Source organism: Mesorhizobium sp. M7A.F.Ca.MR.176.00.0.0 (assembly GCF_004023165.1).
Classification (GTDB): domain Bacteria; phylum Pseudomonadota; class Alphaproteobacteria; order Rhizobiales; family Rhizobiaceae; genus Mesorhizobium.
The window spans coordinates 1-10,516 of sequence record NZ_RZTC01000108.1; the positions used below are offsets into that span (position 1 = coordinate 1).

The 10,516-nt window shown below is 64.0% G+C and carries 11 protein-coding genes; 7 read left to right on the forward strand and 4 right to left on the reverse strand.

Annotation, left to right across the window (positions count from 1 at the left end):
• Positions 1-93 precede the first annotated feature (93 nt).
• The 6 genes from iolE to phnN all read left to right on the forward strand — a co-directional run bounded on the left by iolE (position 94) and on the right by phnN (position 4,938).
• Positions 94-1,011 carry a myo-inosose-2 dehydratase gene (gene iolE, locus EOB59_RS27400; protein WP_127269082.1) on the forward strand — a complete coding sequence of 306 codons (918 nt, stop codon included), beginning with the start codon at positions 94-96 and terminating at the stop codon, positions 1,009-1,011.
• Between the two features lie 58 nt (positions 1,012-1,069).
• The gene (locus EOB59_RS27405; protein WP_127398902.1) at positions 1,070-1,288 is read left to right on the forward strand and encodes a DUF3329 domain-containing protein; all 219 of its coding nucleotides are present in this window, start codon (positions 1,070-1,072) and stop codon (positions 1,286-1,288) included.
• Between the two features lie 197 nt (positions 1,289-1,485).
• The gene (iolB, locus tag EOB59_RS27410; protein ID WP_127269080.1) at positions 1,486-2,298 is read left to right on the forward strand and encodes a 5-deoxy-glucuronate isomerase; all 813 of its coding nucleotides are present in this window, start codon (positions 1,486-1,488) and stop codon (positions 2,296-2,298) included.
• Between the two features lie 153 nt (positions 2,299-2,451).
• Entirely contained in the window at positions 2,452-3,159 is a 708-nt protein-coding gene (locus EOB59_RS27415) for a DUF1045 domain-containing protein (protein WP_128289661.1), read from the forward strand.
• 13 nt (positions 3,160-3,172) lie between these two features.
• Positions 3,173-4,312, forward strand: coding sequence for an alpha-D-ribose 1-methylphosphonate 5-triphosphate diphosphatase (locus tag EOB59_RS27420; protein WP_127269078.1), 1,140 nt, complete (start codon positions 3,173-3,175; stop codon positions 4,310-4,312).
• A complete protein-coding gene (gene phnN, locus EOB59_RS27425; protein WP_164762712.1) occupies positions 4,309-4,938 on the forward strand; it encodes a phosphonate metabolism protein/1,5-bisphosphokinase (PRPP-forming) PhnN in 630 nt (209 codons plus the stop codon). Before EOB59_RS27420 ends, phnN begins: the two co-directional genes overlap by 4 nt.
• Before the next feature lie 39 nt (positions 4,939-4,977).
• On the opposite strand, the gene EOB59_RS27430 is transcribed toward phnN, so the two are convergent.
• The 4 genes from EOB59_RS27430 to EOB59_RS27445 all read right to left on the reverse strand — a co-directional run bounded on the left by EOB59_RS27430 (position 4,978) and on the right by EOB59_RS27445 (position 9,717).
• On the reverse strand, positions 4,978-5,877 hold the full coding sequence (locus EOB59_RS27430) for an aldose 1-epimerase (RefSeq protein WP_128289662.1): 900 nt from the start codon (positions 5,875-5,877) through the stop codon (positions 4,978-4,980).
• 24 nt (positions 5,878-5,901) lie between these two features.
• Positions 5,902-6,897 carry an ABC transporter permease gene (locus EOB59_RS27435; RefSeq protein ID WP_128289663.1) on the reverse strand — a complete coding sequence of 332 codons (996 nt, stop codon included), beginning with the start codon at positions 6,895-6,897 and terminating at the stop codon, positions 5,902-5,904.
• A 57-nt stretch (positions 6,898-6,954) separates the two neighbouring features.
• On the reverse strand, positions 6,955-8,499 hold the full coding sequence (locus EOB59_RS27440) for a sugar ABC transporter ATP-binding protein (protein WP_128289671.1): 1,545 nt from the start codon (positions 8,497-8,499) through the stop codon (positions 6,955-6,957).
• Positions 8,500-8,754: 255 nt separating this feature from the next.
• Positions 8,755-9,717 carry a sugar-binding protein gene (locus EOB59_RS27445; RefSeq protein WP_128289664.1) on the reverse strand — a complete coding sequence of 321 codons (963 nt, stop codon included), beginning with the start codon at positions 9,715-9,717 and terminating at the stop codon, positions 8,755-8,757.
• Positions 9,718-10,276: 559 nt separating this feature from the next.
• On the opposite strand from EOB59_RS27445, the gene EOB59_RS36760 reads away from it, so the two are divergent.
• The coding region (locus EOB59_RS36760; RefSeq protein WP_245486781.1) for a LacI family DNA-binding transcriptional regulator at positions 10,277-10,516 on the forward strand (240 nt) is incomplete at its 3' end.

Consider the following 10,516-nt stretch of genomic DNA (forward strand, 5'->3'; position numbering starts at 1 on the left):
CTTCTCCCCGTCACTATACGGGGAGAAGGTGCCGGCAGGCGGATGAGGGGCGGCGGCAACCAAAGGATAACTGTTCTAAACCGGAGTGACGACTTGAAAGCCAAACTGGGCATGTCCCCCATTGCGTGGTGGAACGACGATCTTGCGGAACTCAGCGATGATGTGTCGCTGGAAGAATGCCTGCGCCAGTCGCGCTCGGCCGGCTTCACCGGCATGGAGATGGGCCGGCGTTTTCCCAATGATCCCGAAATCATGCTGCCGATCCTGAAGGCATCCGACGTCACGCTATGCGGTGGCTGGTTCTCCGGCACGCTGGTCGATGGGGAGATGGCCGACAACAAGGATCGCATCCAGCCGATGATCGACCTGTTCAAGGCGGTGAATGCGCCTTGCATCGTTTATGGCGAAGTCGGCCGCTCGATCCAGGGCGACCGCTCGAAGCCGCTGGCGACCAAGCCGAAGCTGTCGGATGACGAGATGAAGGCTTACGCGAAACGCCTGACCGCGTTTGGCGAATGGTGCGCCGAACAGGGTATGCCGCTGTCCTATCATCACCACATGGCGGCGGTGGTCGAGACCGAGCCGGAACTCGATGCCTTCATGCGCTATTCCGGAGCCGGCATTCCGCTGCTGCTCGATGCCGGACATCTGGCATTCGCCGGCGGCGACGTGCTGCGTGCCATCGACAACCATCATACCCGCATCAGCCATGTGCATGTGAAGGACGTTCGCATGGGCGTGATCGAAAAGCTCGATCGCACCAAACAATCCTTCCTCGACGCGGTGGCGCTGGGCGCCTTCACCGTGCCGGGCGACGGCTCGCTCGATTTCGGCGCCATCGTGCAGCGCTTCGCCGACCATGGCTATGAGGGCTGGTTCGTGGTCGAGGCCGAGCAGGACCCGAAGAAGAACCCGCCACTCAGGATGGCACAGGTTGGCTACAAGGAATTGATGCGCGTCATGACCGCCGCCGGCTATACGGTCGAGACGCAAGGCTTTCCAAATGTCTAGTTTCCCAATGGCTGGTGCGACGGGTTCCCGGCGAGACCGATTGCTGTAGATTGGCCCTATGAAAGATTCCGAACACCCCTTCTTCCGGCCTTTGTGGCGGCGTGCCGCCATCGTCGCGGTCTGCGTCATCTGGTCGATCATCGAGTTCGCCACCGGCACGCCGTTCTGGGGCATGATCGCGCTCGGCTTCGCCGGCTACGCCGTCTGGCAGTTTTTTTATCTCTACAAGCCCGCTGACGAGGCGAAGCCTTCGGTCGAGCCCGAGCCGAAGGAGTAACTGATCGCATGCGTTGGCGACTAGCTTGCAGTGCTTCTCGTTTCGTCATCCTGGGGCGGAGCAAGGAGCGAAGCGACGCGGCGCAGACCCTAGGATGACGAAGTTGGAAGGGCGCCGGCCGAAGATTTGCGATGGCCCTTTCAAACAGGCGGCTTGGCTTCACGGAGTCCTTCAAGCCAACGGAATAGGAGACAAAAATGTCGAAGCTGCTCGTCAAAGCCGACAAAGGCCATGGCCGCGTCGCCCATGTGACGCCGAAAAGCGCCGGCTGGACCTATGTCGGTTTCGACCTGCATCGGCTGAAGCCGGGCGAGAGCGTCTCCGGCAAGACGGAGGATCGCGAAGTCTGCCTGGTGTTCGTTACCGGCAAGGGCAAGGCTTCAGCCGGCGGCAAGGATCTCGGCCTGCTCGGCGAGCGCATGTCGCCCTTCGAGGGCAAGCCGTGGTCGGTGTATGTGCCTGAGGGTTCGGACTGGTCGGTGACAGCGGACACCGGGCTGGAACTCGCGGTCTGCTCGGCGCCGGGCCTTGGCGGCGGCCTGCCGGTGCGGGTGATCGGACCGGACGATCTCGGCCAGGAGGTGCGCGGCAAGGGCACCAACACACGCTATGTCACCAACATATTGCCGGAGGGCAAGCCGGCCGATTCGCTGCTGGTGGTCGAGGTGATCACGCCCGGCGGCCACACGTCGAGCTATCCGCCGCACAAGCACGACCGGGACAATCTGCCCGCTGAATCCTATCTTGAGGAAACCTACTATCACCGTCTCAACCCGCCGCAGGGCTTTGCCTTCCAGCGCGTCTACACCGATGCCGACGAGAATGGCCATCGCGCGCTCGACGAAGCGATGGCGATCGAGGATGGCGATGTCGTGCTGGTGCCCGGGGGCTATCACCCCTGCGCCGCCTGCCACGGCTACGACCTCTATTATCTCAACGTCATGGCCGGACCGAAGCGGACGTGGAAATTCCACAACGCGCCCGAGCACGAGTGGTTGATGAAGGCCTGATCGGTCGCTGCGTGAGCACTCGCTCCCTGGTCCAGCACGAAAAAATCGTCGGCTAATGACCCCGCTGCAGCGTTTTGTTACCTGAAAGCCAGCAAGGCTTCGTCAATTCGTCATGGAAATCACCTATGGCAGCGAAGCTGACAAGGACTTTCCATGCGCTACGCCCTCTATTTCACCCCCCGGCAGGACGAGCCTCTGGCGCGGATCGCCGCCGACTGGCTGGGCCGCGACGCGTTCGGCGCCGCGACGAGGCCGGTCGAAGCGGTGGCGGACCTGTCGGCGGCGGAAGTCGCTTTCCACACCGCTTCGGCGCGCCGCTATGGCTTTCACGCAACGCTGAAAGCCCCCTTCCGCCTGGCTGCCAACGAGACGGAAGCCTCGCTGCGCGCCGCACTCGACCAATTTGCCGAGGCGACGCCGGTGGTGACCATCCCGCGTCTCGTGGTCAGCCAGATCGACGGCTTCTTCGCACTGGTGCCGGAAGGGCCAGTGCCTGCGCTCAACCGGTTCGCCGATGACGTGGTGCGCGATTTCGACCGGTTTCGCGCACCGCTAAGCGAAGCGGAAATCGAGCGGCGCAGCCCGGATTCGCTGAAGCCGGCCGAGTTCCGCAATCTCTGCCAATGGGGTTACCCCTATGTCTTCGAAACCTTTCGCTTCCACATGACGCTGTCGGGTCGGGCGGGGTCACAGGAAAGCCCTCGTTTGCGCGCAGCGATCGACAGCCTGTTCGCGGAAGTGCTGCAACAGAAGGTGCTGGTGGATGCGCTGACCTTGTTTGTCGAAACCGAACCGGGTGCACCGTTCATGGTGCTCTCGCATCACGCGCTCGGGCGCCGCCCGGCCAGAAAAACCGCCTGAAGGACTGCCTGAAATGACCGCCGAGACTGTTCTCCACAATGCCCGCATCGTGCTTGCCGACGAGATCGTCGAAGGTTCGCTGGTGCTGCGCGACGGCTTTATCGCCGGCATCGAATCCGGCATCAGCCGCATCGGCGAGGACATGGGCGGCGACTATATCATTCCCGGGCTGGTCGAATTGCACACCGACCATCTCGAAGGCCACTACGCGCCGCGGCCCAAGGTGCGCTGGAATCCGATCGCCGCCGTGCTCGCCCATGACGCGCAGGTAGCGACCGCCGGCATCACCACCGTGCTCGACGCCTTGCGCGTCGGCATGGACGAAGACGCCGACCTGACATCGGCCGACATCCGCAAGCTGGCCGACGCGATCGAGGACAGTGTGAAGCAGGACCGTCTGCGCGCCGACCATTTCATCCACCTGCGCTGCGAGGTTTCGGCACCGGACTGCCTCAGGGCTTTCGCCAATTTCGACGGCGACGAGCGGGTCAAGCTGGCGTCGTTGATGGACCATGCGCCAGGCCAGCGCCAGTTCGTCGACCTCGAGACCTATGCCTACTATTACCAGCGCAAGCTGAAGCTGACCGATCGCGACTTCAAGCTGTTCTGCGAAAAGCGGATGGCTGAATCGGCGCGCAATTCGGCGCCGAACCGGGCGGTGATATCAGCCGCCTGCCAGGAGCGCGGCATCGTGCTGGCCAGCCACGACGACGCCACATCAGGCCATGTCGACGAGGCGATCGAGCAGGGCGTGCGCGTCGCCGAATTCCCGACCACGGAAGAGGCCGCCAGGGCCTCGAAAGAGGCCGGGATGGGCGTGCTGATGGGCGCGCCCAACGTTATGCGCGGCGCCTCGCATTCGGGCAATGTCTCGGCCCGTACGCTGGCCAGCGACGGCCTGCTCGACATCTTGTCGTCCGACTACATTCCCTTCAGCCTGATCCAGTCGGCGTTCTTCCTCGGCGATGTCGTCGAAGGCATTTCCTTGCCCCAGGCCGTCGCCATGGTCTCGAAGAACCCGGCCGATGCGGTTGGCCTGACCGATCGCGGCGTCATCGAACAGGGCCGCCGCGCCGATCTGGTGCGCGTGCGCGTCGACGACCATGTCCCGGTGGTGCGCACCGTCTGGCGGCAGGGAAGCCGGGTCGCATGATGGTGTCGGCGTCGATCGAGCGGGAATTGTCGGCCGAGACGTTTCCGATCCGCGATGGCGTTTTCGTCGCCGTCGTCGGCCCAAGCGGCGCCGGCAAGGACACAGTGATCGGCTACGCCCGCGCCCGCTTTGCCGACGAAACGCGGCTGGAGTTCGTCCGCCGCGTCATCACCAGGCCGAGCGATGTCGCCAGCGAGGACCACGACACGCTGGCCGATGCCGCCTTCGTCGAGGCCGAAGCCGATGGCGCCTTCGCCATCTCCTGGGAAGCGCACGGCTTGCGCTACGGCATCCCCGCCGATGTCGACTGGTCCGTCGCCAATGGCCGTGTCGCTGTCGCCAATGTGTCGCGCGCGATCATCCCCTCCTTGCGCGAACGCTATGCCAATCTGGCCATCGTCGAGATCACCGCCTCGCCTGAAGTGCTGGCCGAGCGTCTGGCGATGCGCGGCCGCGAGTCACGCGGCGAAGTGCTGGCGCGGCTGGCGCGCAGCGCCAATGTCACTCTGTCCGGGCCCGGCGTCACCTCGATCGACAACAGCGGCCCGCGCGAGACGGCCGGCGAACGCTTCGCCGAGGTGCTGCGCAAGGCGATGGCTTTTTCCGACATGTCGGGCCTGATCTAGATCGTCGGCTCCTGAGGCCTCGTTCATGCGATGGGCGCCTTAAGCCCCAAGCGCAAAGGGCATCAGCGACACCGTGCCAGCCGAACTTTCACCTGGGGCGAGCACGATGGCGCCCTCGTCCGGATCGCTCCATCCGCCCCGGTTGAAAGCACCGGAGGCCATGGTCTGCGGTTCGACGCAAAAGTAAGGCTTGGCCGGATCGGCGTACAGCATCAGGTGCTTGAAGATCGGATCGGCCTTGATGCGCAAACCCGCGCCGCGCGCCGGAAAGCGAAGCGTCGCCTCACCCGTCCAGCCGCCATAATCATTGTTGCGCCAGCCGGCGGGTAAAGGCCGGCTCTCGGCGAAGTCGAGTTCGAGCGCAAGCGCTATCGGATCGCCGGCGATGCCATGCGGTTCCTCCAGATAGAACCGCGCGGCCTTGAATTGCAGCGTGACGTCCGGGTCGCGATCGAACCAGGGATGCAGGCCGAAACCAAACGGCATGGAAACCGGCCCCGTGTTGGTCAGTGTCATGGTCACGCCGAGGCCTTCTTCGGACAGCACGAAAGCCTGCGTCGCGTGATAGGAGTAGGGTTCGAGGCTGGCTGCGATATCCAGCGACAGCGTTGCCTGGGCGTCGCCCGCCGCAGTAACGGTCCAGGGGTGCTTCCAGCCGCTGCCATGCACGTTGATGGTTTCGGGCGGATTGTTGGGCTGGACCCGCCAGCGCTTCGCTCGAAACTCGAAGGTATTTCCGGCGATGCGGTTGGCGTAGGGCATCATCGGGAACATGGCAACGCCAAGCACGTTGCCCGCTTCACGATCGTCATCGGAAATCCGGCGCATGAGATCGATGCCGCGCCAGCGCAGCGCGCTGAGGCTGCCGCCGATTTGCGGCACCAGTTCGGCTTCGAGCGCGCCGGCCCTGAGCGTCAACGGTTCAGGAATTGCAGCCATCGCCCGCCATTCGCCGCGAGGCACTTATTCCGCAGCCGCGCCGGCAGCGCTTTTGCGGGTGGCGTCGACCATCAGCCGCCGTTCCCGGAACACGCCCCATTGCTGGTCGACCAGCACGCCGATGAGGATGACGCCGCCCATCACCGCGAAGTTGAGCGAGGACGGGATGCCGAGCAGGTTGACGAGGTTCTGCAGTTCCTGCAGCAGCACCGTGCCGAGGATGACGCCGATCAGCGAGCCTTCACCGCCGCGCAGCGAGAAGCCGCCGAGCACGGCTGCGGCGATGGCGTAGAGTTCGTAGAACTGGCCGTGGCTGGCCGGTGAGATCGAGCGCGTGTACATGGCGAAATAGATCGCCGACAGCGCCGTCAGCACGCCGCAAATGACGTAGGCGGCGATGACGACGCGGCCGGTGCGGATCCCGGAATATTTCGCCGCCTCCTCGTTCTTGCCGATGGCGTAGAGATAGCGGCCGAACACCGAGCGGTGCAGCACCACCCACATGATGATGGAAATGACGATCAGCGCGATGAAGCTGTTGGGAACGCCATAAGAGCGCCCGGCGGTCAGGAATTCGAGGTCGGGGAAATTCTGGCCGAAGGCAAAACCCGCGGTGCCGTCGGCGGTGTAGAAGCGGGCGACGCCGCGGTAGATCAGCAGGCCGCACAGGGTAACGACGAAGGGCTGCAGCTTGAGCCTTGTGATCAGCCAGCCATGCGCCAGGCCGATGATGGCGCCAAGCACCAGGATGAGCACGAAGGCCAGCGGCCATTCCATGCCACGCACGGCGATGAAGTCGATGAACAGCGTGCCAAGCAGCGCGACCACCGAGCCGACCGACAATTCAATGCCGCCGGTGATGATGACGAAGGCCTGGCCGATCGACAGGATGCCGAACAGGCCGATCAGGTTGGAGGTGTTGGCGAGGTTGATCGGCAGCAGGAAGCGCGGATTGATGATCGCAACGATCGCCCCGACCACCAGGATCAGGATCAGCAGGCCGAGATCTTTTTTGCTCATCGTCTTCTCCCCAATGCCTGCCTGAGCGGATCGCGTTTGCGCGGCCCGTGGCAAGAACTATTTCGGCTGCTTGCCGACCGCCAGCAACAGCACGTTTTCCTGGCTGAACCGATCCTTGTCGAGAATGCCCGAGATCTGGCCCTCATGCATGACGGCGATGCGGTCGGACACGCCGATCACCTCTTCCATGTCCGACGAGATCATCAGCACGGCGACGCCGGCATCGGCCAATGCGCGCATCAGGCCATAGATTTCCGCCTTGGCGCCGATGTCGATGCCGCGCGTCGGCTCGTCGAGGATCATCACTTTCGGGTTCATGGCCAGCCACTTGCCGAGCACGACCTTCTGCTGATTGCCGCCCGACAGCGTGCCGGTGCGCGTCTGCACCGAAGGCGCCTTGATGCCGAGATCTTTCTTCTGCTTCTCGGCGGTGGCGGTCTCGGCGCTTGAGGACACCAGCGAGCGGCGCGCATGCGCCGGCAGATTGGGCAGCGAAATATTCTGGGCGATCGACAGGTCGAGCAGGATGCCGGTGAGCTTGCGGTCTTCCGGCACCAGGAAGATGCCATGCGCGACGGCCTCGGCCGCGGACGCCAGCGCGAGCGGCTTGCCGTCGAGCTCGAGCGCGCCGCCAAGCTTCGAGTCGATGCCGAAGAACACCCGCGCCAGTTCGGTGCGGCCGGAACCGACAAGGCCGGCAAGACCGAGGATTTCGCCGCGCCTGACGTCGAGGTCGACCGGCCGGCCGGGATAGGCCGGTGTGCGGATGGCTTTGGCCGCAAGCGTTACGGCGCCGGGCGCCCGCGCCGCTTCCGAGGCCTTTTCGCGCTCCTTCAGCATGCGGCCGATCATCAGCTTGACCATCTGGTCGTGGCCGATGTCATGCTTGCCCAGCGTGCCGGCCAGCATGCCGTCGCGCAGCACGACGACGCGGTCGGCGACGCGCTCGACCTCGTGCAGGCGGTGCGAAATGAAGATGACGCTGATGCCGTCGGCCTTGAGCGCCTTGATGACGTCGAGCAATTTGTCGGTCTCGGCGAGCGGCAGGCTCGATGTCGGCTCGTCAAGGATGACCAGCCGCGCCTCGATCGACAGCGCCTTGGCGATCTCGACCATCTGCTGCTGGGCCAGCGACAGGGTCGCAACCGGCGTGTCGGCGGAAAAATTGGCGCCGACACGCTTCAACAGCGGCGCCACCATGGTGCGCAGTTTGGCGCGGTCGACGAGTTTCAGCGGCCCGGCGCGCAACGGCTCGCGGCCGAAGAAGATGTTGGCGGCAACGTCGAGATTTTCGAACAAATTGAGTTCCTGGTGGACGAAGGCGATGCCCGAACCCAGGCTGGCTTCGACGGAGAGCCTGTCATGCGCGGTGCCGTCGACGGTGATCGTGCCGCTGTCGGGCGTGGTGACGCCGCCGAGGATCTTCATCAAGGTCGATTTGCCGGCGCCGTTTTCACCGACGAGGCCGATGACCTCGCCCGGCCTGACCTCCATGGAAAAGCCGTCGAGCGCGACGACGCCCGGATAGGTCTTGCGCACGTTCTCGAGGCTGAGGAACGGGGCGGTCACGGATGCAGCAATGGATGTGTCGGAATAGTTCATCATGCCTGACAGCGATTGGCGGAACGGCCTCCTCGCAGACTGACGGGCCTTGGGAGGCCCGTCAATAAAAAGCGAGGCGTCGCGCTGCCCCTCACCCTACCCCTTCCGGGGCGAGCCACTTGTCTCGCCCGTCCTTCGGACCCCCGTATAGAGACGGGGAGAGGGGGATTGCCAGCGTTGGAGCGCTTCCCTTCTCCCCGTCACCATACGGGGAGAAGGTGCCGGCAGGCGGATGAGGGGCGGCGCTAACGACGATCAGTTTCCAGACATCGCCTTCAGATTGGCGGCGTAGGCGTCGACGTCATCCTTGCCGATGATCTTGGTCGGGATGATGATGAGGTTGCCTTCCGGGATGCCCGACTTGTCGCCCTTGAGGTAGGCAGCCATCAGCTTCATGCCCTGATAGGCCCATTCGAAGGGCTGCTGCACGACGGTGGCGGCAACGGTGCCTTCCTTGACGCCGCCCAGCGTGATCGGATCGTCATCGAAGCCGACGACGGTGATCGAGCCGAGCTTGCCGGCGTCGCGCAGCGCTTCATAGATGCGCGGCGTGTTGTAGGAGTAGAAGCCGACCATGCAGGTGACGTCGGGGCTGGCGACCAGCGCGTCCTCGACGTTCTTCTTGGCGCGCGCCTGGTCGATGTCGTCGCCGCGCACGTCGATCAGCTCGATCTTGGTGCCGGCGAGGCCGTCCTTCATGCCCTGGATGCGTTCCTTGGCATTGTCGGCGCCGAGCAGGCCGACGAAGCCGAGGCATTTTCCACCATTGGGCATCGCCTTCTTGGCGATTTCGGCCGCCTGCTTGCCGGCATCGACATTGGACGAGCCGATATAGGCGACGCGCTTGGTCTGCGGGGCGTCCGAGTCGGTGGTGAACAGCGCCGTTTCCGAGGCGATCTTGTTCAACCCATCGGTCGAGGTCTTGGGATCGACGGCCGAGACCATGATGCCCTTGACGCCGGCGGTCACCAGATCGTCCATCAGCCGCTGCTGGATGGCGACCGAAGACTGCTCGGGGTATTTGAGCTCGAGCGTATAGTCGGGCAGTTCGCCCTGCGCCTTCTTGACGCCGGCTTCGGCGGCCTTCCAGAAATCGGAAGCGCCGTTGACCACGAAGGCCAGCGTCGGCTTGTCTTGGGCGCGCGCGATGGCCGTGGCCGACAGGCCAAGCAGCAACGCGGCCGCGGCTACGGATGCAGTTCGTATCAAGGATTTCATGTTCAACCTCCCGTTTGGCTCAGTCGTTGGACCGGCCGATCTTGCACTGACCTGATTTGCCGTTTGCAGCGTGGACGCCCTCCTCCTCAAAGGGGTTCCCGGCACCGAAAGAATGGCGTCGTTCCAGCCACGATCATGGACCTTAGAGACTCATCCTTCGTTCGTAAATAGTCCGATTTGTCTGACATATCACATATCCGAGACAAGGCTTGCGGAGGTAGGATCCGCTCGCCACCGGGCCATTTTTCGTACTCTCCCGCCGCCCCGGACGTGACCGGCCGGACGCGACGGATTGACGGTACAGCGCATTTTTGTATTAGTAAACAGTATTAGTTCCGAGCCAATGCCGGGGTTTCGCGGTGCGCCCGCCGCCGAGCCGTGGTCACCGCTGGCCCGCCGCCCGAGCCTTTCGGCCTTTGAGTTTTGGCTTGTATGGAGATCCACGGCGGATGGACCTCCTGCATACTAATAGTTATAAACGGCCTTGACGTTACCTCTATAAATCGACGGCGTCACGCCATCTTGCCGGCCTGACCGGCCTGCCAGACTGGGATTTGCCATGAGCGAGACGACGGATCGGGCCAGCGACATGGCGAGGCGCCGCAAGGTGCCGGCCAAGGGCGCCAAGGGCCGCGTCACCATGATCGATATCGCCAGGGCGGCCGGCTGCTCGCAGGCGACCGTTTCCTTCGTGCTCAACAATTCGCCAGGCATCAAGCTGTCGCAGCAGACCCGCGAACGGGTGATCGAAGCCGCGCGGACGCTTGGCTATGCGCCGCCCGCCTTCTCGGCCCTTCAC

Bases quoted from the DNA above. Each gene is read 5' to 3' on its own strand.
- EOB59_RS27405 (WP_127398902.1), top strand. From the start codon at position 1,070: ATGAAAGATTCCGAACACCCCTTCTTCCGGCCTTTGTGGCGGCGTGCC.
- iolB (WP_127269080.1), top strand. From the start codon at position 1,486: ATGTCGAAGCTGCTCGTCAAAGCCGACAAAGGCCATGGCCGCGTCGCC.
- EOB59_RS27415 (WP_128289661.1), top strand. From the start codon at position 2,452: ATGCGCTACGCCCTCTATTTCACCCCCCGGCAGGACGAGCCTCTGGCG.
- EOB59_RS27420 (WP_127269078.1), top strand. From the start codon at position 3,173: ATGACCGCCGAGACTGTTCTCCACAATGCCCGCATCGTGCTTGCCGAC.
- phnN (WP_164762712.1), top strand. From the start codon at position 4,309: ATGATGGTGTCGGCGTCGATCGAGCGGGAATTGTCGGCCGAGACGTTT.
- EOB59_RS27430 (WP_128289662.1), bottom strand. From the start codon at position 5,877: ATGGCTGCAATTCCTGAACCGTTGACGCTCAGGGCCGGCGCGCTCGAA.
- EOB59_RS27435 (WP_128289663.1), bottom strand. From the start codon at position 6,897: ATGAGCAAAAAAGATCTCGGCCTGCTGATCCTGATCCTGGTGGTCGGG.
- EOB59_RS27440 (WP_128289671.1), bottom strand. From the start codon at position 8,499: ATGAACTATTCCGACACATCCATTGCTGCATCCGTGACCGCCCCGTTC.
- EOB59_RS27445 (WP_128289664.1), bottom strand. From the start codon at position 9,717: ATGAAATCCTTGATACGAACTGCATCCGTAGCCGCGGCCGCGTTGCTG.